The following is a 22,562-nucleotide window of genomic DNA, read 5'->3' on the forward strand; positions in this document are numbered from 1 at the left end:
CGCACCGCCGTGCCCTAGGGCGGCCGGGCATCCGTAGTCCGGGAAGCGCGGTGCGAGAGCGACGGCCGGCGCAGGAGCGCCACCACGCCCGGGAGTTCACGCGGTTCGCGGCGGGCCGGCCGCTGCGCACCGCCACCCTGCTGACCGCGAACCCGCCTCCCGGCCCGCACCGGCCGCCGGGAGTTGGTCATCCGCCACGAACGCGCACTGCGCTCGGCCGTCTGCTCGCGCCCCTCGCCAACTCCTCGGTGGCCCTCGCCCGGGCGGTCACGGTCCGGCCGTGGCTGCCGCCCCGCCGGCCCACACCACCCCTCGCACGGAGGGGTGGTGAACGGCAGGGCCGGCGACCCGTCCCGTCAGCCCAACGCCTGGGCGAGGTCGGCCAGCAGGTCGTCGACGGACTCGATGCCGACCGAGAGGCGCACGAGGTCGGCGGGGACCTCCAGCAGCGACCCGGCCGTCGAGGCGTGCGTCATCCGCCCCGGGTGCTCGATCAGCGACTCGACGCCCCCCAGCGACTCACCGAGGGTGAACAGCTTGGCCCGGTTGCAGACCTCCACCGCTTCCTGCTCGCCGCCCGCGACCCGGAACGACACCATGCCGCCGTAGGACCGCATCTGCTTGGTGGCCACCTCGTGGCCCGGGTGCTCGGCCAGCCCCGGGTAGTACACCTGGGTCACCTTGTTGTGCGAGCTCAGCAGCTCCGCGATCCGCTCCGCGTTGGCGCTGTGCCGGTCCATACGGACGGCGAGCGTCTTGATGCCGCGCATCACCAGCCAGGCGTCGAACGGCCCGGCGACCGCGCCCATCGCGTTCTGGTGGTAGGCGAGTTCCTCACCGAGGGTGTCGTCGTTGACGACCAGAGCGCCGCCGACCACGTCCGAGTGGCCGCCCATGTACTTGGTCGTGGAGTAGACCACCACGTCCGCGCCGAGGGCGAGCGGCTGCTGCAGGTAGGGGCTGGCGAAGGTGTTGTCGACGACGAGCTTGACCCCGGCGTCCCGGGCGACCGCGGCGAGCGCCGAGATGTCGCTGATGCCGAGCAGCGGGTTGCTGGGCGTCTCCACCCAGATCGCCTTCGTACGGGGCCGCAGTGCGGCGCGTACGGCCTGCGGGTCGGAGGTGTCGGCCACCGACCACTCCACGCCCCAGCGCTCGACGACCTTCGAGATGAGGCGGAACGTACCGCCGTAGGCGTCATTGGGGATGACGACATGGTCACCGGGGGTCAGCAGGGTGCGCAGCAGGCAGTCCTCGGCGGCGAGGCCGGAGGCGAAGGCGAGGCCGCGGCGGCCGCCGTCCAGGGCGGCGAGATTCTCTTCCAGGGCGGTACGGGTCGGGTTGGCGCTGCGGCTGTACTCGTAGCCGCCGCGGAGCCCGCCCACGCCGTCCTGCTTGTACGTGGATACCTGGTAGATGGGAGGTACCACCGCACCGGTCGCCTCATCAGGCTCCTGACCTGCGTGGATGGCAAGGGTTTCAAAATGCTGGTGGCGCTCTTCGCGCTGTTCGCTCATGCCTGCCGAGGGTAGTCGTCCGCGCAACCGAACTTTCCGGAACTTTCTGGTTGGCTGGATAGTGGATACATACGAGGATCCGTACACCGGTTCCCGTCGTCCGCCCGCCGCACACCGCCCACCCGACCCCTCCGCCCGCGTCTCCGCCCCGCTCCGCCCCCAGGCAGCCGTTACAAGAATTTCAGGTACAGGACACCTCTCATGGACGCTCTGCTGGTTCTCTTCGCCGCGCTCGCGCTCGGCGGCCTCGTCTTCCTGCCCTGGATGCGACGCCGACGGGCCGTGCAGCACACCCGGCAGGGCCTGGTGGTGGCCGCCGACCCGATGGCCGGCTACGGCTTCGTACCGCTGGAGGAGCTGGACGTCCGCCTGCCCGGTCCGGACCAGGAACTGGCCGACGCGCTCGCCGAGATGCGCCGGACGCACGACTGGCGCCCGGCCGCCGAGCTGCTGAAGTCCACCGGCGACGACTGGGAGCGCCGCTGGCAGCGGGTGCAGACACTGGCCGGCGCCGCTGCCTTCGAGCTGGCCGCGGAAGAGGCGTCGGAGCAGCAGCGGCGCGGTACGGCCCCCGGGTACGGCGACGGCGGACGGACCGGCGGGATCTGGCTGCGCACCTGGCGCTCGGAGGCCCCCAAGGACCCCGGCGGCGCCCAGACGCACGCCCAGTTCCTCGTGGTCCAGGCGCTGCGCGATCCGGGCTCCCAGGACTTCCGCATGATTCTGGAAGAGGCCCGTACGGTCTGCCGGGAAGCGGCACTGCTGGCCCCCGGCAGCCCGGTCCCGTACATCACCGAGCTGGCGATCGCCCGCGGCCTGCACGACCGCCCCGCCGACTACGAGGAGCTCTGGACCAAGGTCGCCCAGCGCGCCCCGCAGCACATGGGCGCCCACCTCGCCGCGCTCCCCTACTGGTCGCAGAAGTGGCACGGCTCCCGCGAACAGGCCGAGGCCTTCGCCGAGCGCGCCGCGGCCGCCGCCCCCAAGGGGACCCTGCTCCCGGCCCTCCCCCTCTTCGCGGTCTACGAGCACCTCCCCGAGGCCAACATGGTCCGCAGCCTCTACCAGAGCGCGGTCGTCGAGCGCGCGATAGAGGGCGCCCACTTCGCGCTCCGCGAGGCGCCCGCCGACCACCCCATGGCACCGCACGTCCGCCATCTCCTGGTCTGGTTCCTGGTACGCGCCGAGCGCTACGCCGAGGCCATGGAACAGCTCCGCCTCGTCGACGGCCACGTGGGCGCCGTCCCCTGGTCCTACGGCCGCAGCCCCGCCGCCGAGTACGCCGCCTACCGCGCCCTGGCCATCGCCGGCTGGGAACAGCTCGGCGGCACCTCCGCGGGCTTTCCGCCACCTGGGAGCTGACTCCGGAGGCGGGAACCTGGAGGCCGGCCCCGGAGACCGGAACCTGGGAGCTGACTCCGGAGACCGGAACCTGGAGACCGGACCCCGAAGGCCGGACCCACAGGCCAGCCCCGGAGGGCGGACCCACAGGCCACACCCCACAGGCTGGCCCCCACAGGCCAGCCCCCGGCCCCCGGAGACATCTGGAGCCGGAATGCCTCCCGACTCCCCGGCGTTACCGTCATAGTCACTGCGCTCAGGCCCGCTCGCCCGCTCGCCCGCCCTCCCAGGAGACCGATCCACATGCTGTTCTCCCGCTTCAAGAACCACCTCCCCACCCCGGAGGAGGCGCTCGAAGGCCGCCCCGAGCGGGCTTTCGCCGTCCCCGACCGGCACACCGTCCTCGGCAACCCACTGCTCGGCCCGTACCCGGACGGCTTGGAGATCGCCGACTTCGGGCTGGGCTGCTTCTGGGGCGCCGAGCGGAAGTTCTGGCAGACCGAGGGCGTCTGGACCACCCTCGTCGGCTACCAGGGCGGCCACACCCCGAACCCCACCTACGAAGAGGTCTGCAGCGGCCACACCGGCCACACCGAGGCCGTCCGCGTCGTCTACGACCCGGCCGTCGTCCCCTACACATCCCTCCTGAAGCTCTTCTGGGAGTCCCACGACCCCACCCAGGGCTTCCGCCAGGGCAACGACGTCGGCACCCAGTACCGCTCCGCCATCTACACCCACTCCCCCGCCCAACAACACTCCGCCGAAGCCTCCCGCGACGCCTACCGCCCCGTCCTCCACAACGCCGGCCACACCGACATCACCACCGAAATCCTCCCCGCCACGGGCCGCCCCTTCTACCCGGCGGAGGGCTATCACCAGCAATACTTGGACAAGAACCCGGCGGGGTACTGCGGGATCGGGGGGACTGGGGTGAGCTGCCCGGTGGGGGTGGCTCCGGCGCCGGAAGGCACGGAGCCGTAGAACGCTCCAGGCGTCGCCTCCGCCACGCCCACCGCACACCGGTCCGCCCCACAAAAACGGGTGTCCTCGGACCATCCGAGTCGCCCGTCGGGCGTTGCCGTCCAGGTCGCCAACGCCCCGCCCCGACCACCGAGTTGGTCCCGCCGCACCGGTCCGGGCACGGGAGGCCGTACGGCCTCCCCCTCACTCGTTCGAGCGGAGCGAGAGCACTCGTGCTCGATACGCTGACGCACGGGACCAGAATCACGCCCATGGGAGTAGCGATGACAACCTCCGCCGCTGGGCAGCCACTCATTCCCCAGCCACCTGCCACGGTTGCCGCACTGCGGCAGGCCATCAGTCAGATCGCGCCCGCAGCGCTGCCGGCCTTCACACGGGAGCTGGACCAAGCGGCCGACCAGTCCCGGCAGGGCTCCGACCTGGCGCCGCTCCAGCGGTTCATCGCCCAGTGGGCCGTCTATGTCCACATCCAGCGTCGACCCGACGCGGCAGCGGACCTCCGCCGATGGGAGGACACCGCCAAGTCGGGCGACGCGACGCAGGCACGGCAGGCCGCCTCCGAGATCGGCCGGATCCTGGACGAAGCCCACGCCGCCATCGGCCTCCCGGCCCGGTGAGCAATGACTGGCGCTGGGAATACGATCCCGACCACGAGCATGTAGCCGGTGGCATCCCCGGTCACGTGGTGGCGGAAGTGGAACGTCTGGTCGGCCAGCTCGTCGACCTGGCAAGTACGGGGATCGACGTCAGCGACTTCGGCAACGGCCCCCGACCGGGCGGTCTGCGCCGCATGGACGCCGCCGGCGGCTGGTTCTACTTCCTCGTGGCACCGCGGGCCCCGCTGATCATCGTCGCCCGCATCATGCCACCGTTCGATGTGCTGTAGGCGTCGCCACTGCCCCTCTCAAGTGCCGGGGGTTATCTGACACGCGCCCCTCACAGCAATGGGCTGATGCCACTCGTGAGCACAGCCGTCGGCGCAGTAGCGCTCGCGCCGACGGGTATCGGCGCCGGCAAGCCCCGACCTTCCGGCGAGGCGGCGGTTGGAGCCTCGCTCTCCGCAGGATGTTCAGGTCGCCCCGGCTATCAGCGCCCGCGGTGCCTGAGCTTCAAGCGGCCGTAGCCCATGGCCCCGGAGATCCGGATGTGCGGGCCGCCCGTGATGCTGCGCCGGCGGGCCTTGTAGACCGGCTGCTTCCACTCTGCGTTCAGTTCCTCGTAATCCACTGTCGCATCGCGCGGGAGGACGATCCGGGCCCGGCCGTACTCAAGCCGCAGTTCGATATCGATCACCGGGTATTCGATGATGGCCTGGGACAAGTCCAGCTCTACCTTGCCGAACTCGGACTCGATCTTGAATGCGCGGGGCACCCGCCACCCACTGCCCCGCTGGATCCGTCCACCGCGGGCCTCGATCTCGACGGTCGGGCCCGTGTCCTTATCGGGCAGCGCATCCAGGACCGGCACCAAATCGCCGTGCGTCTTGGCGGTGAGCGCCATCTGCAGGCGCTCGTCCATCTCTTCCTGGTTGATGTACCCCTGGGCGAACGCCTCCTGGAGACGCTCGATGGCCGTGTCGCGATGGTCATCAGAGATCCGCGACGACATGTCTTGGGGCATGGCGGACGTCATCCCATTCTCGTAGCAGTGACAGCAGCGGTGGTACGGCACTGACCGGTGACGATAGTCGTACGCAACTGTTGGCGTGCTCAGATGCACGCTTCCAAGTCCGTTGGTGCGCGCCGGGGTTGTGCACGGGGGCGTGTGCCTGGGTTCGTGAGCGGCGTCAGGAAAGTGGTTGCACGAGACGTTTCGTCTCGTTTACTGTGAGGGCATGACGACCCCGGAACGCGAAAAACGTGCCCATATCGCCATGTTCTCCATCGCTGCCCATGGGCACGTGAACCCGAGTCTTGAGGTGATCCGCGAGCTCGTTGCGCGTGGGCACCGTGTTACGTACGCGATTCCGCACCTCTTTGAGGAGAAGGTCGCCGAGACGGGGGCCGAGCCGGTGCTGTACCGCACGACGCTGCCGTCGCCCGACGACGACCCGTCGGCGTGGGGGACCACGCTGCTCGACAACGTGGAGCCGTTTCTCGACGACGCGATCCAGGTGCTGCCGCAGCTCATCGAGGCTTATCAGGGGGATGAGCCGGACCTCGTGCTGCATGACATCACCTCGTATCCGGCGCGCGTCCTGGCCCACCGGTGGGGCGTGCCCGCGGTCTCCCTCTCGCCGAACCTCGTCGCGTGGGAGGGGTACGAGGAGGAGGTCGCCGAGCCGATGTGGGCGGAGCCCAGGGCGACCGAGCGTGGCAGGGCGTACTACGCGAAGTTCACCAACTGGCTTACGGAGAACGGGATCAGCCGGCATCCTGACCCGTTCGTCGGCCGCCCCGGCCGGTCGATCGTGCTCATCCCGAAGGCGCTGCAGCCGAATGCCGACAGGGTCGACGAGAAGGTGCACTCCTTCGTCGGCGCCTGCCAAGGGGACCGTGCCGCACAGGGGGACTGGGAGCGGCCCGCGGACACCGAGCGCGTGCTGCTGGTCTCGCTCGGCTCGTCCTTCACCAAGGAGCCCGGTTTCTACCGTGAGTGCGTCAAGGCGTTCGGTGACCTGCCGGGGTGGCATCTCGTGCTCCAGGTGGGCAAGCATGTCACCGCCGAGGAGCTCGGGGACATTCCGGGGAACGTTGAAGTGCGCCACTGGGTGCCGCAGTTGGCGATTCTGAAGAAGGCCGATGCCTTCATCACGCACGCCGGCGCGGGTGGCAGCCAGGAGGGGCTGGCCACGGCCACGCCCATGGTGGCCGTTCCGCAGGCCGTCGACCAGTTCGGCAACGCGGACATGCTCGAGGGGCTCGGCGTGGCGCGCCACGTACCGATGGAACAGGCGGACGCCGCCACCCTTCGCGCGGCGGTGCTCGCGCTCGTCGACGATCCGGAGGTGAGGCGCCGTCTCGCGGCCATCCAGGGGGAGATGGCCACCGAGGGCGGCACCCGACGGGCCGTCGACCTCATCGAGGCGGAACTGCCCGCTGCCGAGTGACGGCGTCGGGCGGCAGCCGCGGCGTGGGAACGAAACGAACCTTCGTGACCGGTCGGTGGGTCGGTGGGTCGGCGGGGCAGTGGCTGGGCGGGGCGGTGGCTGGGCTGCGCGCGGGGAGCCGGTTTCGCGGTGCGGCCGATTCGGACGCGTCGGACGCGTCAGGCGTGTCAGGCGTGTCAGGCGTGCCGGGTGAGTCGAAGGGTTAGCATCCTCTGAAATCACACGTTGGGGGCATTGTCGTGGACGAGGCTGAACTGCGGTATCTGCGCCGCTGTGTGGAGCTGGCAACCGAGGCCCTGGAAGAGGGCGACGAACCGTTCGGGTCCGTGCTCGTCGCCGCGGACGGGGCCGTCCTCGCCGAGGACCACAACCGGGTGGCCTCGGGTGACCGGACCCGCCACCCGGAGTTCGAGCTGGCGCGCTGGGCCGCGGCGAACATGTCCCCCGAGGAACGGGCGGCGGCGACCGTCTACACCTCCGGCGAGCACTGCCCGATGTGCGCCGCCGCGCACGGCTGGGTCGGGCTGGGGCGCATCGTGTACGTGAGCTCTTCCGAGCAACTGGCGTCCTGGCTGGCCGAGTTGAAGGTCCCCGCCCCTCCCGTGCGCACCCTCCCGATCCGGGACATCGTTCCCGACCTCGTGGTGGAGGGCCCGGTCCCCGGCCTCGCGGAGCAGGTACGCGACCTGCACCGCCGCTTTCACCGCGCATCCTGACGCGCCACGGCCTCATCCGGCGCCGTCGGCTGCCTCATCGCGGCCCGGCGGTCTGCACCGATGGCCCGGCAGGACGAGCTGTACTGCCTAGCCGCGCTGTCCGCGTCCACGTCCATGCCCATGTCCATGCCCATGTCCATGTTCACGTTCGACATAGACCACCAGCGTCTGTTCTCGCTGTTCGGCCAGGTGGAAGGCGGTGTAGGCGTACTCGACCGGGCCGCGTTGTGGGTGGCGTAGGCGTTTGTGTCCGCTGTGGCGGGCCTGGACCTCGTACTGGTGCCACCATGTGCGCGCTTCCGGGCTGTGCTCGTTCAGCTCGTCGATCAGGCGGGTGTATCGCGGGTCGGTGGGGTGGCGTCCGGACTGGGTCCGGAGGCGGGCGAGGAGGGCGCGTGCCTCGGGTTCCCAGTCGACGACGACATCGCGGGCCGCCGGTTCGAGGAAGACCCAGCGGAGGAAGTTGGCCGGCTGCTTCGTGTCGTTGTCGATGAGGCGGGGGAAGAGTGCTTCGGCCGCCCGGTTGTGACTGAGTACGTCGTAGTTGCCGCCGATGATGTACGCCGGGTTCGGCTGGAGCAGCAGCGGCACGGCTGCCGCCTCAGGCGTGAGCGGCTCGCGTTCCTCGGGTTCGTCCGCGGTCGCGTGACCGGCGAGCTGGAGGAGATGAGCGCGCTCGTGCCGGTCGAGCCGCAGCGCCTCGGCCAGGGCGGTCAGTACCTGTTCGGAGGCGCGGATCTCCCGCCCTTGCTCCAGGTACGTGTACCAGGTGGCGCTGATCCCGGCCAGCAGTGCCAGTTCCTCCCGGCGCAGGCCCGGTGTGCGACGGCGGGCGGTCTGCGGGAGGCCGACCTCGGCCGGGGTGAGGCGCGCCCTCCGGCTGCGCAGGAACGCACCCAGCTGACGGCGTTGGTCCGGCTGCAGTGGCATGGGCAGTGACATGGGCAGTGGCATGGCACCTTCAGTTCCAGAATAAGTGGATTCTGGATACCAGGTTAAGGCTCCTGAAGACTCGTACGGGAGAGCACGGGCCGGCGCCTCGGCGGCCTTGCCGACGGCCTCACACGGTCGTGGCGGTGCCCGGCCGTGTGGTGTGCAGCGGCTTCGACACTGCTCCACGAGCCGCCGAGCCGCCGAGCCGACGAGCCGACGAGCCGCTGGCCCCGTGCCTCAGCCCCCGTGCCGAGAAGGGAAAGGAAGTCGGTCCTCATGTCCGGAATCGAAGGAAAAGTGGTGGCGATTACGGGAGCCAGCAGCGGTATCGGCGAGGCGGCTGCGCTGCTGCTCGCCGAGCGCGGTGCGCGGCTGGTTCTCGGTGCGCGGCGGTCCGAGCGGCTGGCGGCGCTGGTGGCCCGGATCGAGGAGGCGGGTGGCGCGGCCGTGCAGATCCGTACCGACGTGACGCGGCGGGAGGATCTGCACGCCCTGGTCGCGCTGGCCCGTGAGCGCTTCGGCCGGCTCGACGTCCTGGTCAGCAACGCCGGGGTCGGCACGATCTCGCCGCTCGATGATCTGCGCGTCGAGGAGTGGGACCACATGGTCGATGTCAATGTGAAGGGTGTGCTGCACGGCATCGCCGCTGCCCTGCCGGTGTTCCGCGCACAGGGCACCGGGCACTTCGTCACCACCGCCTCCACGGCTGCCTTTCGTGTCGTCCCCGCCATGGCGGTGTACGCCGGTACCAAGTTCGCGGTCCGGGCGATCTGTGAAGGGCTGCGCCAGGAGGCCGGCGACTCCCTGCGGGTCACCACCGTTTCGCCCGGTGTGACCGCCACCGACTTCGCTGAGGCGTCCAGCAACAGCCGGGTCAGAGCGGAGATCACGAAGATGCGGGACGACCTCGCCATATCGCCCGATGCGATTGCCCGCGCGATCGCGTTCGCCATTGAACAGCCCGCCACGGTGGATGTGAACGAGATCGTCGTGCGGCCCACTTCCCAGAGGTGACGGCTGTCCCTCCCCTTCCGCCCCCCGGTATCGCCCTACGGGGCACACGGCAGCATGGGCTCGCCGGATTGACGGGAATGAGCGCCTCGGTGGAGTGGATCCGGAGGGACCATGGAACAAGAGCCAAGGGATGAGGGCGGATGCAGACGGTTGTTTACCGAGTGAAGGGGCCCACCTGGGGGATAGCCATCGACCTCACGGCGGGGTCGGCCTCGGCGGCGGCTCCCCCGGCCGGCGCCGAGCGGATCAGCAACCGGATCTGGCTGGACACCACGCCCGTCCTGGAGCATCCGCCCGCCGACCGCTCGGGGCTGCGCCTCACCCAGGATGAAGTCGGCTGGCTGCGGCACGGCTTGGGCCTGGCAACGGAGGCGATCGAGGCAGCCCGGCCACCTGGGCGGCACACGGTGGTGACGGTGCACCGTGTGCTGTTCCCCGCAGCCGACTTCCAGGTGGAGGGCCTGGCCGGAGCGATCGTGGAGTGGTCCGGCAAAGAGTTCGGCATTCCCGAAGTTGCCGTTGGCCTCTCGTTCGATCGTGCTGCGAACCGGTTTCTCTTCGACTGGCAGCCGCACCGGCGGGCCCCGGGAACAGGAGTCCGCCGAGTGCGCCCCGCCCGGGATCTACGTGGCCGTCCTCTGACCGACGCTTCTGGAACGGAGTAGTGCGGCAGGGGACTTCAGCCCCGCCCCCTCCCCCGCGGTACCGAGGCGGTCGCCACCGTCACGTCTTCCGACAGGTACGCGCAGGGGCGAACCGCCTGATGGGACCGGGGAGTTCTCGGGCACGATCCTGCTCCGCTCTGCCCGATGCCGGCTGCTTCACTCCGCATGGCGGTCCGGTCGTGCTTCCCGGTCGGCGCACGCGGCCGCGGTGGCCTGGGCGAACGCTTCCGGGTTGTCCAGCATGATGTTGTGTCCGCAGTCCGGGATCGCCACCACGGCCACCCCCGCCGCGGTGAGCGCGTCGGCACCCGGGAGTGGGCCGTCGGCTTCGGGCAGCAGATAGGTACGGGGAATCCGCAGGTCCAGCAGGAGTTCGCGCATGGTGGGGACGCTGCCGCGGATGAGGTGCACCGCGCTGCGGTGCAGGGCCTCACGGCCGGCCAGGCGCATGGTGGCCCACCAGTGCGGACCGACCCGGTCCCGGACCTCTTCCCAGCCGCCCTCCAGGAACGCCTGCTCGGAGTAGGCGGCGATGCCGCTGCTGCCGCCGGAGCCGGGCCGGCGCGGGAGCGGGTCGAGGTTGGCGTCGACCAGGACCAGGCGGGAGACCAGATGCGGGTGCCTGGCGGCCAGGACGATGGCCACCGAGCCGCCCATGCTGTGGGCGATCAGCTCCGCGCCGGTGACGCCCGCGGAGATCAGGGCGTCCGCGAGTGCATCGGCGTGCGAGTCGAGGGTGTAGTCGAAACCCGTCGGGCGGTCGCTGAGGCCGTGACCGAGCAGGTCGATCAGCAGCGAGCGGCGGCCGGCCAGCAAGGGGTGGACCGCGATCTCCGCGAAGTAGGCGGGTGACGTGGCGCCCAGGCCGTGTACGTAGACACGGGGAGGCTCCTGCCCCGGCAGCTCCACCCAGCGGATCCGGTCACCCCCGGGCGTCACGACGGCGTTGCGCACAGTCTTCTCCCCCTGCGGTCAAGGTCGTTGGAGAGATGAGGGTAGCCACCGGAACTCGGCCACGGCACCCGTCCCCCTCGTCAGGGCGCGTGTCCGGCAGGTACGGCCCGTCGCCCCGTTCGACTCGCCTCCGGCGCGCGGGACGCGAGTGATTGGATGGCCGCCAGCAGTGAGGAGAGGTTGCCGTGCCCCGTACAGGCTCAGCCGGTCGTAGTGCCGGTGTGGATCCCGAGCAGCTCTGGTCGCGGGCGGAGCGCCCGCGGCGGGGGCGGCCGCCGGCGCACAGCCGTGCCGAGATCACCGATGCGGCCGTTGCCCTCGCCGACGCCGAAGGGCTCGGGGCGGTCACCATGCGTGCGGTCGCGGCCCGGATCGGGGCCGGGACGATGTCGCTCTACAGCTATGTCCCCAACAAGGAGACACTGCTGGAGCTGATGATCGACCAGGTGAGCGGCGGCCACCGGCTGCCGGCCGAGCCGTCCGGCGACTGGCGTGCCGACCTTCGGCAGTTCGCGCACGAGCAGCGCGCGATCATGCGGCGCCACCCGTGGCTGTCCGCGGCACTGTCCGCACGGCAGACGTTCGGCCCGAACGCCCTCGCCGCCCTGGAGTACGCCCTCGCCGCCCTCGCCCCCATCGGCCTGGAGGCCTCGGCACGGCTGGAGACCTTCAGCCTGCTCACCGGTTTCGTGGCCAGCCATGTTTCGTATGAGCTCGCCCAGGAACGGGCGGTCGAAGCCGGCGGCCGCTCCTCCGGCGAACTCCTTGACGCCCAGGACCGCTACCTCCGGTCCATTGCCGCCGAGGGCCGGTACCCCCATCTTGCGCAGGCCCTGGCGGTGCCGAGCCATGACTCGGCACCCGACGCCGTTTTCGACCGCCTTCTCGGCCGCATGCTCAACGGGCTCACCGCGGCGGTGTGACCGCCGCGGCGTCCATGGCCCCGGCGGTCAGTGAGCCGCCCGGGGCGGGGTCGCGCCCGGCCGGGGGCCGTAGGCGGTCAGAAAGCGGTCGCGGAAGGTGTCCATACGCCAGACCGGGGTCTTCGGACCGGGCTTGAGGCCCTTCTGCCAGCCCCAGCCGGAGATCCGGTCCAGCACGGCCGGGTCGTGGGCGACGAGCGCGACCGGCACGTCCCGGCTCGCGTTCTCGCCGGTGACGGTCGGGACGGGCTGGTGGTCCCCGAGGAAGACGAGCACGGTGTTCTTGTTGCCGTACTTCTCCATGTACGAGACGAGGCTGTGCAGCGAGTACTCGATGGCGCGGCGGTACTCGGTGCGCACCTGCGCGGGGTCCTTCCACACCTCCTTGGGGTCCTTACCCGCCTTCTGGATGCCGTGGTAGACCGAGCCGTCGCCCAGTTCGTCCCAGCCGATCATCTTGGGGATGGGCGCCCAGGGGTTGTGGCTGGAGACGAGGATGATCTCCGACATCAGCGGCTTGTCGTGCCGCTTGCCGTGCTCCAGGCGTTCAAAGGCCGACAGACTGAATTGGTCGGGCACCCGCGACCAGCTGAACTGCGGGCCCTTGTAGCCGAGGTGGTGGGTGTCGTAGACGTGGTCGAGGCCGTAGAACTTGCCCTCCGGCCAGGAGCGGGTGACGCCCGGCATGATGCCGGCCGTCCGCCAGGCGCCGGAGCGCTTGAAGGCGTCGGTGAGGGGCATGCGGTCGCTGGAGGTGACGGTGCGGTAGCGCTGCTGGTTGTTGATCCACAGGCCGGACATGAAGGTGGAGTGGGCCAGCCAGCTGCCGCCGCCCGCCGTCGGTGAGGTGAGCCAGGCGCTCCGGGAGGCGAACCCGGCCTTGTGCAGCCGCTTGGTCCCGTCCTTGAGCACCGCGTCGATCTGCGACGCCATCGCCGGGTCCGCGATCGCGCTGCGGCCATAGCTCTCGATGAAGGTGAAGAGGACGTCCTTGCCGCGCAGCCCGGTCAGCAGCTGGTCGGGCGGGGTGTCACGGAAGGCGTCCTTACGCGCCTCCTTGGCGAACACCCGCTGGTCGGCCAGGCTCGCCCGCAGCCGCTGGGCGCTGTCCTGGACGAGGTCGGCGGTGTTCGTGGAAGCGACCGGCACACCGGCGAGCTGTACGCCGAGCGCCGCGCAGGTGATCCAGACGGTTCCGAGCACCAGGGTGGTACGGGTCGCCACGGCGCTGTGCCGGACCATGAGGCGGCTGAGCCGGACGACCGCCAGCGTCATGAGGACGAGCAGGCCGAGCACGAGGACCACGACGCCGATCACCGCGGCGGTCGCGCCCGCCTGGCCTATCGAGTCCCTGAGGAACGACTCGGCGTCGTCGAACAGGATCCAGTCCAGCACCGGGTCGAAGGGCCGCGCGAGCACCGAGTAGAAGCCCATGTCGAGGCAGTTCAGGAGGGTCCGCAGGCCGAGGCCCACACCGGCGACCACGGCCGCCACCCGCCGCGCCTTCGGCGGCAGGAGCAACAGCAGGGCCGCACCGAAGATCCCCTCCACCGGGATGCGCAGGAACTCACCGGGTGTGAGGCGGGTGAGCTGGTTCGGCAGCAGGAGCGCGGCGAGCACCAGCACGGCGGCCGAGACCGTCACCGCCGACGCCACGGTCCGGGCCACGGCCGGGTACCGGTCCCGCCAGCCGCCGCGCACGACGTCCTCGTCCGGGGCGGCGGCGTCACTGGTGGAGTCCGTGGCGGCGGCGCTGAGGTCGCCGGTCGTCGCGTCGGCGGCGGCGGTTTCGGTGGCCGTGTCGGTGTCGGTGTCGGCGGCGGCCGTGTCGGTGCCGACGGCCGTGTCGGTGCCGGTGTCGTCCGGCGTCTGCTCCGGAGGGCTGTCCGGCGGGCTGTCCGGCGGCAGGTCGTCCGTCGTGGTTGCCTTCTTCGTGTTCGGCGGCTGGCGAAAGCGCGTGGAGTGCGGCAACCCGAAGGTCCTTCCGTGCGAGGCGCGGTGGTGGCACGGCGGACCGGAACCAGGGATTCGGCCGCCGTTATCTGTACGGCCGGCCGACGGCTTCGCGTTCAATCATCAAGGGTCCGCTTGGGTGGTGGTCTCACCGCCCGCCCTACAGTCGCCTGTCATGGAGTGGATCGAGCGGGTGGGAAATCTGCGTCAATGGACGCACAACGGGACACGGGCACCGCACAAACCCCTGTTGCTGCTCTATGCGTTGGGGCGGTTCCAGCGGCAGCCCGACCGCTCGATGCGCTACTCGGACATCGAGCGCGACCTGCGGGAACTGCTGCAGGACTATGGTCCCGCGCACCGGACCTCGCCCGCGTACCCGTTCCACCATCTCGTCAGTGACGGTGTCTGGGAGGTACGCACCGATGACGGGGAGCCGAGTCCGGGCACGGGCGTCCGGGTGTTGCGGGAGAGCGGGGCGCGGGGGCAGCTGGTTCCGGGGCTGCGGGCCGCGCTGTCGACGGAACCGGCGCTGCTCGGGCAGTTGGCGCAGCTGCTGCTGGACAGCCACTTTCCGCCGTCGATCCATTCGGACATCGCCGCCGCCGTCGGACTCGACCTCGAACCGGCGGAGGTGGCAGCGCGCACCGCCGGCCCGGCGCCCGAGCGGCGGCGCGCGGCCGAGCTGCGCCGACGGGTGCTGGTGGCCTACGAGTACCGCTGTGCCTTCTGCGGGTTCGACGGGTCGATCGGCCGGGTGCCGGTCGGGCTGGAGGCCGCCCATGTCCAGTGGTGGGCCTTCCAGGGGCCGGACGAACTCGCCAACTGCCTGTGTCTGTGCTCGCTGCACCACAAGCTGTTCGACCGGGGTGTGCTCGGCCTGGATTCCGGCCGGCGGATCGCCGTCTCCCAGGAGTTCGTCGGCCACGGCACCGCCGCCCGTACGCAGGTGCTCGCCCTCACCGGACAGACGCTCATCGGGCCGCAACGGGGAAGTGCCCGGGTTGCCCCCGAGCACATCCGCTGGCATACGGCGCAGGTGTTCCGCGGTGAGGCGCGCCTGGCCGAACACGCCTGACCGGCCCGGTGCGGACCGGGCCGGACGGCGCGCCCCGGTCGTCAGACCGCGGCCGGTTGCTCTTCCGTACGGGCCGGCTCGGCGGGCGAAAGGCGAATGCGGCGGCGCTTGGCGACCAGTACCGCGGTGCGGGTGATGACCATGGCAAGGGACATGAAGACAAAGGCATTTGCATAGACGTCCGGACCGCTGAGCTCATTTTCGATACTGAAGCGGATCAGGCCCTCGGCGAACCAGTGCTCGGCGCCATAGGCGAAAAGGACGCGGGCACTGGAAATGACGATCCAGACGAGGGCGTATCCGAATCCGCCGATGGTGTAGATCTGGCCGTCGGCGCCGCGGTGGGCGGGGAGCAGGGCACCGGCGACCAGTCCGCAGATCACGCCCACTCCGACGCCGATGAGCTGGAACGACAGGGCGTTCCCCGAGGTCGGGAACGAGTGAACGAAGAGCGCGATAATGATGGCGACCGCGATCACGGAGCGCAGCATGCGCATATTGGTGACCCGGCGGCGGCCCAGGTCGGTCGCCAGGATGATGGTGAGAATGGACGCGCTGGCAATCAGCGCGATGACGAACTGACTCAGGTGGCTCATGGAAATCCGGGGCCTTTCCGCAATGCTGCGAGGTCTGTTGCTCCGGCGGTTTCCGCGTGGTGCGCTCACCGCCGTCAACGACGTTATGGCGGCGGATGGTTGTGGGGGTACGACCGGCTGGTGGATTCGGCTGTCCACCGGTCGGTGGACAGCGCCGCGGGAGGCGTAAGGGGAGGGTGATAGGACTGTGAGGCGGTGGCACGGCGGCACCTGCGCCCCCGGTGGGGGCCGTTCGGATTCAGGGGGACACGGTGACGCGTGAGGCGCGGCGCGCACCCGAGGCACGGGTGCGTTGGTTCGGGCTGTGGGACAGCTACTTCGTGATCTGCTATCTGGTCACCACGGGGCTGGTGTTCACCTCCGCCGTGCCGCAGACCGCGCGGCTGATCGCCATCGGCGCACTGACGCTGATCGTGCCCTGGTACGCGGGGATCGGGCGGCCGTTGATGCTCCGCCACGAGAGCGACGGGCGCAACGGATTCTTCGTCGGCGGCCTCTTCGTGCTGTTCGGGCTCGCCACCGCGGTCGACCTGACGAGTGCGTTCGCCCTATTCGCGATCGTCCCGATGCTGATGATGAGCCTGGCGGTCCGGCCGGCCGTCGTGGCGGCTGTGCTCGGCAATCTCCTCCCCGTGACGATGCTGTGGCTGCAGGGCGGCGCCACGGCCCCGCTCATGCTGTTCGTGCTGCTGGCGTCGCTGCTGGGGATCGCCCTGTCCGTGCTCCTCGGGCTGTGGATCAAGCGGGTGGTACGGCAGAACAGGGAGCACGCCGAACTGATCGAGGAGCTGCGGCGGAACCGTGAGCAGGTGGCCCGGCTGTCGCACCAGGCAGGGATCTCCGCCGAGCGCGAGCGGCTCGCACGGGAGATCCACGACACCCTGGCGCAGAGCCTGACCGGCATCATCAGCCTGGTGCAGGCCGCCGATGCGGAGGTGGAGGGCGCCCCCGCCGTCGCCCGGAAACACCTTGCGCTGGTCGGGCGGATGGCCACGGAGAGCCTGGCGGAGGCCCGTGCCTTCGTCGCCGACCGGACGCCCGCTTCGCTGCGGGAGAGCTCCCTGGCGCAGGCGCTGCGGCGGCAGGCGGACGGACTGGCCGCGCAGACCGGGCTGCTGGCGCGGTTCGCCGTCGAGGGGGACGAGCGTCCGCTGCCGATGGCCGTCAATGTCGTGCTGCTGCGGGCCGCGCAGGAGGCCGGCACCAATGTGCGCAAGCACGCCGACGCCCGTGCGGTGGACCTGGTGCTGCGGTACGGCGAGGGTCAGGTCGGGCTCCGGGTCACCGATGACGGCAAGGGGTTCGACGCGACGGAGGCGGAGCGCGGGGCGGCCGAGGCCGTTCCGGACGGGGGCGGCAGTGGGGACGAGGACAGTGGCTTCGGGCTGCGCGGAATGGCGGCCCGGGTGGCGGAGATCGGTGGTGTGCTGAGCGTGGTGAGCAGGCGGGGAGCGGGCACCGTCGTCGAGGTGAAGGTGCCCTTGGACGGGGCGGCGGAACGGCCGTCCGGGCCGTCGGCGCCGCGGCCCGGAACGGCGGGACGGCTGGCGGAGGCGGCGGATGACGGAGGCCTGGGATGACGGACGTTGAGAACCCGGCGGCGGTGCGGGTGCTGCTCGCGGACGATCATCCCGTCGTCCGCGAGGGCCTGTGCGCCATGCTCGAATCCGACCCGGGCATCGAGGTCGTGGGGCAGGCGGGGTCCGGCGAGGAAGCCGTGACGCTGACGGAACGGCTGGCACCGGACCTCGTCCTGCTCGATCTGCGGATGGGGGCGATGGACGGGGTCGCCGCCACCGGGCACATCCTGCGGCGGTCGCCACGCACCAAGGTCGTCATCGTCACCACCTACGAGGACGACTCCGACATCCTGCGCGCCGTGGAGGCGGGAGCATCCGGCTATCTCCTCAAGGGCAGTTCCCGGGCCGAGCTGATCGACGCCGTGCACGGTGCGGCGCGGGGGGCGACCGTGCTGACGCCTTCACTGGCCCCCAAGCTGTTCCGGGCGCGGGCGGTGGAGGCGCCGCTGCTGTCCGCCCGGGAGTGCGAGGTGCTGCGGCTGGTCAGCCAGGGCCTGACCAATGCCGAGATCGGCCGGCAGCTGTTCATCGGTGAGGCGACGGTCAAGACCCATCTCCTGCGTGCGTTCAAGAAGCTGGAGGTGTCGGACCGGACCGCGGCCGTGATCACGGCGCTGGAGCGCGGCTTGCTGGCGTAGCCCCGGCACCGGGGCGGACGGCGCGCCGCGCGCTCACGGACGGACAGCGCGGAAGCGGAAGTAGTCGTGTCTCAGGCTGATGTCGGGGGTGCGGAATCCGGCCGCGCGCAGCCGCTCCGGCAGCGTCCCGGGCGGCACCGGGACGTAGGTGTCCCACAGATGGATGAGGCGGAAGCCGCGGCTGGCCCGGCCGTCGCAGCCCGCGAAGATGCCGCCCGGCCGGAGCACCCGGAACGCCTCCGCGAAGAGCTGGTCCTGCTGCCGCGGCGACGGCACGTGGTGCAGCATCGTGAAGCAGACGACGGCGTCGAACCGGCCGTCCGGCAACGGCATCGCGCAGCCGTCACCCTGCACGACCTCGACCCGGTCGCCGTACTCCGCACGCAGCCGCTCCGCCGACCCCCCGTCGACTTCGAGGACGCTCAGCCGGCCGCCGGCCCGGCGCTCCAGCACCCGCGTCGTGGCCCCGTAACCGGGCCCGATCTCCAGCGTTTCGGCGCCCAGTTGTACGTCTTCGAGGGCCCAGGGCAGCAGATCCCGTTCCACCGCGCGGGCCCACATCCGGGAGTTGCACAACCACTGGTGATAGCGATTCATGGTCATGCGGCGAGCCTAGAAAGCGGCCTCGGTGACCACCACGCGACAGGGGGACATGTTGTATCGCAGAACGGACAGCGGTGAGCGGCGGCCGGACGGGCGCGAACAAACGGAGGGGCGGCACGATCAGCCGGACGCACGCGAACAACCAGAGGGGCAGGGACCGAGGACCTGACCGACGAGGCACAGACAGGCGGCAAGCGCGGAGCCGCCGCGTTCCGGGAGGCGAAGGAAGACACGAAGGCACGGGCTTACCGGAACCGGGTGGAGAGCGTCGCCGGGCTCATCGTGACGGCCTTGGAAGAGGGCACCGAGGAGGAAACCTGGCAAAGTAGCGACGCGCAGGCGTACGGTCGCGGGTTCGTCAACAAGCTCCACAATGCTAGGCAGGCGATGCAGTGAGCCATCCCATGAGAGACACCGCCAACCGGATGGCGACCGCGTCCGATAACCGACACCGAAGCCGAGGGGAAGCGGTTGGGGCCCTCATCAGCGCCTCTGTGCTGGTGGCGGCAAACCTCGTCACCCTCTACGTCCTCTATCTCGCCGTGGCGATCTCCCCGGACGGCTCGTGGGACGTGCGTCAGTCAGCCGACAACGTCCAATTGTTGTCCGCAGTCTCCGGCGTACTCGCCGTGGCAGTAGCCGTCCTCACCGCATTCATTCTGGCGACCCGCTGGCTGCGCAGCAGATGGTGGCTCACCGGGCCGGTTGTGATGCTTCTGTGTTCCGCGGTCCGATGGCTCTTCCCCTCGTGACAGAAGCGGTTTTCCCGCTGCACGATCAGCCGCACGCACACGAACGACCAGAGGGGCGGCACGATCAGCCGCACGCGCTCGACGAGCCGGGCGGGCAGGTGGCGCCGCCGGGGCCGCCTGCCGGGGCGGCGGTTGTCGTCGGGAGCTTTGCGATGGGGCGGGGGCAGTGGTTCGCGCGCCATCGTCATGAGCACCATCAACTGGCCTGGGCGCGACGGGGAGTTCTGGCCGTACGGGCCACCGGCACCACCTGGGTGCTGCCCCCGTCCATGGCGCTGTGGATCCCGGCGGGAACCCCGCACGCCACCGGCGCCGCGGGCCCGGCGCTCTTCCGGAGCCTGTATTTCCTCCCGGACCGCTGCCCGGTCGGCTGGTCCGCGCCCACTGTCGTCGGCGTCTCACCCCTGCTGCGCGAGCTGATCTCGTATCTGTCGGACGGCGCACTGGACCCGGCGGCCCGCGAACGGGCCGAGGCCGTGGTCCTCGATCAGCTGCGGCCGGTGTCGGTGGCCACGGTGCAGGCGCCGATGCCGCAGGACCCACGGGCGCGCCGGGTCGCGGAGGCGCTGCGCGCCGACCCGTCCGACGGGCGGACGCTGGCGGAGTGGGGCACCCGGGTGGGTGCGAGCGGCCGGACGCTGGCCCGGGCGTTCGTGACGGACACCGGTATGCCGTACGGGCAGTGGCGCACCCGGGTCCGGCTGCAGGCTGCGATGCCGCTGCTGGCCGGCGGCGCCACGGTCGCGGCGGTGGCGGCGCGGGTGGGCTATGCCTCCCCGAGCGCCTTCGTCGCGGCCTTCCGGCGGGCGGTCGGGGTACCGCCGGGCACGTACTTCGCCCCGTAGGGCGCGTACTTCGCCCCGTAGGGCTTCCCCCCTAGGTGTGCTGGCCTCCCAGCGTCATCCGCACGGTCACCCCTCCCCCAGCCGTGCCCGGTCCGCCGCCGCTCTGCCCTGGTGCCAGCCGTCGGCGTCGCGGGCGCCGCGGAGGCGGACCGGGGCGGTGTCGGGGAAGAGGGCGCCGGTGGTCTGCTCGACGGCGAGGGCGCGGGCGGCGAGGACCGGGAGGAGGTCGGGGGCCGTGGGGGCGGACTCGGCGGTGGCGGCGGCCGTGGCGGCAGCGGTGGCCGCCGCGAGCCGGTCGCGGATGCGGTCGGCGTACCCGACGAGGAAGGTCTGGCGGAAGTCCCGGGTGCGGCGGGAGCGGCCGCGGGCGTGGTGCAGGTCGCCCGCCCGGTTCATCGCAGTGGTCGCCTGGAGGAGCAGCGAGGTGTAGAGCATCTCGGCCGCCTCCAGGTCGGGTGCGAAGCCGACGAGGGTGGAGAAGCCGACGTCGGCGGCCCAGACGGCCTGGCAGCGGTTGGCCGCCGCGACCGCGTCGAGCAGCAGCGCCTTGGCCTGTTCGTAGGGGCCCTCGATGCCGATACGGACGGCTGACGGGCCGTCGGTCCGGCCGCCCGGGGAGCCGTCCGCGCGGTCGAGGAGCGCCTCGTCGATGCTGTGCCGGGCCATCAGCTCCTGCGCCTTGGCGGACAGCGCCTCGGCCTCCTCGGCGTAGTCGGTCGCCTCGGCCTTGGCGAGCAGACCGCGGATCCGTCCGAGGGCACGGGCCGCGGCGGCGTCGGCGGGTCCGCTCCGGCCGCCGGCCTGCGGCGGGGCCGGCAGCGGGGTGATGCGGGGCAGCCGGGCGAGTACCCGCAGCGCCGCCAGCACCTCGTACACCGTCTCGAAGCGGGAGGCGCGGCGGCGCCGGGCCAGGGCGTCGAGGTAGCCGGTGTCGGCGGGCCACCAGACCTCGGCGCCGAGGTTGCGCAGCTGCTCGGACCGGCGCGGGTCCGGAGCCGGGCGGGTGGCCGGCGGCCGGGCCGCCTCGGCCGCGATGGCGTCGACGACCAGCGCCACCAGGGCGGTGCCGGAGGTCTCGCGCCGTACGATCCGCGCCAGGTCGGCGGGCTGCCAGCCGCCCGCCCAGCACTGCCGCACGCCCGCCACGGCGGCCTCGACCACCGCGGCGCTCACCGCCTCCGGACCGGCCTCGGCCGCGGCCAGCATCGAGGCGCCCGCCTCCAGGGCGTCCTCGGCCTGCTCGCCGTCCGGCGCGTAACGGACGCTGCCGAGCACCTGCCCGACCAGTTCGCCTGCCGACGGCGACGGCCCGCCGCGCCCTTTTCCTCCGCGCTCACTCACCCGTTCACTGTACGGAGGGCCCGGCCGCCCGCCTCCCGGGAGGCGGGCGGGGCAGGGGGCGCGGGACGGGGCCCCGCTTCAGAGCCGCACTTGGTAGAGGCCGAGGCTGCTCTCCGCCCGGTAGCCGAGCGCCTCATTGACCGCCCGCATCGGGGCGTTCTCGTCCGCGACCGTCGTGACGATCTCCCGTACTCCCGGCCGCCCTTCGCGCAGGTACTCCAGCATCCGCAGCTTGACGGCGCGGCCGAGGCCATGGCCGCGGTGGGCAGGCACGACGACGGTGTCGTACTGCAGGGCCCGTACGGATGCCGGTGTGGGCAGGACGAGTTCGGTGTAGCCGGCCACGGCACCGTCGGACTCCGCGAGGGCCGCCACGGTCAGCAGTACCCCGCCACGGTCCAGGATGACGCGGGCGGCGGCCCGTATCCGCTCGGCGTCCCAGGGGTCGTGCTGTTCGTCCAGGTCGCCGGTCGGGGCGTCCTCCATGGCGTCATGGGCGCGGGCGTGCGCGGCGGCATGGGCGTCCGGGACGACACCGCTCCAGGTGGCGAAGCGATAGCCGGCGGGCAGCGGGACGCCGGAGGCCGGGGCGGGGGCGGTCCGCACCTCCTGGACGGAGGCCACCAGCGGCAGCGCGCACTCCGCGCCCTGGGCGACGGCGAACCTCTCGCCCGCGCCGCCCTTACCGACCAGCGCGCTCACCGAGCTGCGGCCCTCGGCGGCCAGCCTCGCGCGGACCATGTCCCACAGCGCCCGGCCCGCCCCGCGGCCGCGGTGGGCGGGGTGGACCGTCAGGGTGTCGAGGAAGGCGGTGCCGGCGTTCTCCGCGGTGTCGTGGAGGCGGAGCAGGGCGACGCCCGCGTAGCCGGTGGCGCCGTCGGGGGCCGGCAGCGTGACGGGGACGGCCCGGCTGTGCAGGGCGGGGATGCGCAGCCGGCCGGTCTCGGCGGCCCGTTCGGGGGCGGGTCCGCCCGGCCGGTCGTGGGCGTGGGCGGCGGTGAGCACGGCGAACCAGGCGTCGGGGTCGATGTCCATACGGCGGACCGTACGCAGCAACGACGCCCGGCGCGCCTTGTTTTCGGC

General features: G+C 71.5%; 24 protein-coding genes. 15 read left to right on the plus strand and 9 right to left on the minus strand.

Translation table 11 applies throughout. The features are described 5' to 3' along the window. Positions 1 to 356 precede the first annotated feature (356 nt). A complete protein-coding gene (locus STRNI_RS16195) occupies positions 357 to 1,517 on the minus strand; it encodes a cystathionine gamma-synthase (protein ID WP_109892297.1) in 1,161 nt (386 codons plus the stop codon). A gap of 201 nt (positions 1,518 to 1,718) precedes the next feature. Here STRNI_RS16195 and STRNI_RS16200 point away from each other — a divergent pair, with 201 nt between their 5' ends. From STRNI_RS16200 to STRNI_RS16215, 4 genes are all read left to right on the plus strand, one after another. Then, positions 1,719 to 2,879 carry a hypothetical protein gene (locus STRNI_RS16200; protein ID WP_266439045.1) on the plus strand — a complete coding sequence of 387 codons (1,161 nt, stop codon included), beginning with the start codon at positions 1,719 to 1,721 and terminating at the stop codon, positions 2,877 to 2,879. A gap of 282 nt (positions 2,880 to 3,161) precedes the next feature. Continuing rightward, positions 3,162 to 3,839 carry a peptide-methionine (S)-S-oxide reductase MsrA gene (gene msrA / locus STRNI_RS16205; protein ID WP_266439042.1) on the plus strand — a complete coding sequence of 226 codons (678 nt, stop codon included), beginning with the start codon at positions 3,162 to 3,164 and terminating at the stop codon, positions 3,837 to 3,839. Between the two features lie 263 nt (positions 3,840 to 4,102). Then, positions 4,103 to 4,456, plus strand: coding sequence for a DUF6247 family protein (locus STRNI_RS16210; protein WP_266439481.1), 354 nt, complete (start codon positions 4,103 to 4,105; stop codon positions 4,454 to 4,456). 77 nt (positions 4,457 to 4,533) lie between these two features. Next, on the plus strand, positions 4,534 to 4,725 hold the full coding sequence (locus tag STRNI_RS16215; protein ID WP_338149741.1) for a hypothetical protein: 192 nt from the start codon (positions 4,534 to 4,536) through the stop codon (positions 4,723 to 4,725). 200 nt (positions 4,726 to 4,925) lie between these two features. Here STRNI_RS16215 and STRNI_RS16220 read toward each other — a convergent pair whose 3' ends face one another. Then, a complete protein-coding gene (locus tag STRNI_RS16220; RefSeq protein ID WP_109892285.1) occupies positions 4,926 to 5,471 on the minus strand; it encodes a DUF1707 SHOCT-like domain-containing protein in 546 nt (181 codons plus the stop codon). A 202-nt stretch (positions 5,472 to 5,673) separates the two neighbouring features. Here STRNI_RS16220 and mgt point away from each other — a divergent pair, with 202 nt between their 5' ends. Both mgt and STRNI_RS16230 read left to right on the plus strand, forming a co-directional pair. Beyond that, the gene (gene mgt / locus STRNI_RS16225) at positions 5,674 to 6,888 is read left to right on the plus strand and encodes a macrolide-inactivating glycosyltransferase (protein WP_277411473.1); all 1,215 of its coding nucleotides are present in this window, start codon (positions 5,674 to 5,676) and stop codon (positions 6,886 to 6,888) included. Between the two features lie 233 nt (positions 6,889 to 7,121). Beyond that, complete coding sequence (locus tag STRNI_RS16230; protein ID WP_277413258.1) at positions 7,122 to 7,604, plus strand: nucleoside deaminase; 483 nt, start codon at positions 7,122 to 7,124, stop codon at positions 7,602 to 7,604. An 87-nt stretch (positions 7,605 to 7,691) separates the two neighbouring features. On the opposite strand, the gene STRNI_RS16235 is transcribed toward STRNI_RS16230, so the two are convergent. Next, on the minus strand, positions 7,692 to 8,534 hold the full coding sequence (locus STRNI_RS16235; protein ID WP_277413259.1) for a helix-turn-helix transcriptional regulator: 843 nt from the start codon (positions 8,532 to 8,534) through the stop codon (positions 7,692 to 7,694). A 279-nt stretch (positions 8,535 to 8,813) separates the two neighbouring features. Here STRNI_RS16235 and STRNI_RS16240 point away from each other — a divergent pair, with 279 nt between their 5' ends. Both STRNI_RS16240 and STRNI_RS16245 read left to right on the plus strand, forming a co-directional pair. Further along, positions 8,814 to 9,551 (plus strand): SDR family oxidoreductase, encoded by a 738-nt coding sequence (locus STRNI_RS16240; RefSeq protein WP_277411474.1) that lies wholly within the window; start codon positions 8,814 to 8,816, stop codon positions 9,549 to 9,551. Between the two features lie 140 nt (positions 9,552 to 9,691). Further along, positions 9,692 to 10,216: a hypothetical protein gene (locus STRNI_RS16245; protein ID WP_277411475.1), complete on the plus strand. Its 525-nt coding sequence runs from the start codon at positions 9,692 to 9,694 to the stop codon at positions 10,214 to 10,216. 156 nt (positions 10,217 to 10,372) lie between these two features. Here the strand turns inward: STRNI_RS16245 and STRNI_RS16250 are convergent, their stop codons facing one another. After that, positions 10,373 to 11,170: an alpha/beta fold hydrolase gene (locus tag STRNI_RS16250; RefSeq protein ID WP_274737851.1), complete on the minus strand. Its 798-nt coding sequence runs from the start codon at positions 11,168 to 11,170 to the stop codon at positions 10,373 to 10,375. 185 nt (positions 11,171 to 11,355) lie between these two features. Between STRNI_RS16250 and STRNI_RS16255 the strand changes: the two genes are divergently transcribed. Continuing rightward, entirely contained in the window at positions 11,356 to 12,093 is a 738-nt protein-coding gene (locus STRNI_RS16255; protein ID WP_371874829.1) for a TetR/AcrR family transcriptional regulator, read from the plus strand. A 27-nt stretch (positions 12,094 to 12,120) separates the two neighbouring features. On the opposite strand, the gene STRNI_RS16260 is transcribed toward STRNI_RS16255, so the two are convergent. Further along, positions 12,121 to 14,064, minus strand: coding sequence for an alkaline phosphatase family protein (locus tag STRNI_RS16260; protein WP_277411476.1), 1,944 nt, complete (start codon positions 14,062 to 14,064; stop codon positions 12,121 to 12,123). Between the two features lie 157 nt (positions 14,065 to 14,221). Between STRNI_RS16260 and STRNI_RS16265 the strand changes: the two genes are divergently transcribed. Continuing rightward, on the plus strand, positions 14,222 to 15,124 hold the full coding sequence (locus tag STRNI_RS16265) for a phosphorothioated DNA-binding restriction endonuclease (protein ID WP_277411477.1): 903 nt from the start codon (positions 14,222 to 14,224) through the stop codon (positions 15,122 to 15,124). 41 nt (positions 15,125 to 15,165) lie between these two features. Here STRNI_RS16265 and STRNI_RS16270 read toward each other — a convergent pair whose 3' ends face one another. Next, positions 15,166 to 15,720 carry a hypothetical protein gene (locus STRNI_RS16270; RefSeq protein ID WP_018089251.1) on the minus strand — a complete coding sequence of 185 codons (555 nt, stop codon included), beginning with the start codon at positions 15,718 to 15,720 and terminating at the stop codon, positions 15,166 to 15,168. 251 nt (positions 15,721 to 15,971) lie between these two features. Here STRNI_RS16270 and STRNI_RS16275 point away from each other — a divergent pair, with 251 nt between their 5' ends. Further along, positions 15,972 to 17,300, plus strand: a complete 1,329-nt coding sequence (locus STRNI_RS16275) for a sensor histidine kinase (RefSeq protein ID WP_277411478.1) — start codon at positions 15,972 to 15,974, stop codon at positions 17,298 to 17,300. Then, a complete protein-coding gene (locus STRNI_RS16280; protein WP_109892273.1) occupies positions 17,297 to 17,938 on the plus strand; it encodes a response regulator in 642 nt (213 codons plus the stop codon). The genes STRNI_RS16275 and STRNI_RS16280 overlap by 4 nt, the downstream gene beginning before the upstream one ends. Before the next feature lie 33 nt (positions 17,939 to 17,971). Here STRNI_RS16280 and STRNI_RS16285 read toward each other — a convergent pair whose 3' ends face one another. After that, entirely contained in the window at positions 17,972 to 18,541 is a 570-nt protein-coding gene (locus STRNI_RS16285; protein WP_190076354.1) for a class I SAM-dependent methyltransferase, read from the minus strand. 258 nt (positions 18,542 to 18,799) lie between these two features. Between STRNI_RS16285 and STRNI_RS16290 the strand changes: the two genes are divergently transcribed. The 3 genes from STRNI_RS16290 (at position 18,800) to STRNI_RS16300 (ending at position 20,138) form a co-directional block, all read left to right on the plus strand. Continuing rightward, entirely contained in the window at positions 18,800 to 18,937 is a 138-nt protein-coding gene (locus tag STRNI_RS16290) for a hypothetical protein (protein WP_274737842.1), read from the plus strand. A 104-nt stretch (positions 18,938 to 19,041) separates the two neighbouring features. Then, positions 19,042 to 19,293 carry a hypothetical protein gene (locus STRNI_RS16295; RefSeq protein WP_159486461.1) on the plus strand — a complete coding sequence of 84 codons (252 nt, stop codon included), beginning with the start codon at positions 19,042 to 19,044 and terminating at the stop codon, positions 19,291 to 19,293. A gap of 98 nt (positions 19,294 to 19,391) precedes the next feature. After that, on the plus strand, positions 19,392 to 20,138 hold the full coding sequence (locus tag STRNI_RS16300) for an AraC family transcriptional regulator (protein WP_159489079.1): 747 nt from the start codon (positions 19,392 to 19,394) through the stop codon (positions 20,136 to 20,138). A 66-nt stretch (positions 20,139 to 20,204) separates the two neighbouring features. On the opposite strand, the gene STRNI_RS16305 is transcribed toward STRNI_RS16300, so the two are convergent. Beyond that, positions 20,205 to 21,413 carry a DUF2786 domain-containing protein gene (locus STRNI_RS16305; RefSeq protein ID WP_381845360.1) on the minus strand — a complete coding sequence of 403 codons (1,209 nt, stop codon included), beginning with the start codon at positions 21,411 to 21,413 and terminating at the stop codon, positions 20,205 to 20,207. A 144-nt stretch (positions 21,414 to 21,557) separates the two neighbouring features. Next, positions 21,558 to 22,514, minus strand: coding sequence for a GNAT family N-acetyltransferase (locus STRNI_RS16310; RefSeq protein ID WP_277411480.1), 957 nt, complete (start codon positions 22,512 to 22,514; stop codon positions 21,558 to 21,560). Positions 22,515 to 22,562: the final 48 nt, after the last annotated feature.

This window comes from Streptomyces nigrescens, from assembly GCF_027626975.1.
GTDB classification, from domain to species: Bacteria; Actinomycetota; Actinomycetes; order Streptomycetales; family Streptomycetaceae; genus Streptomyces; species Streptomyces nigrescens.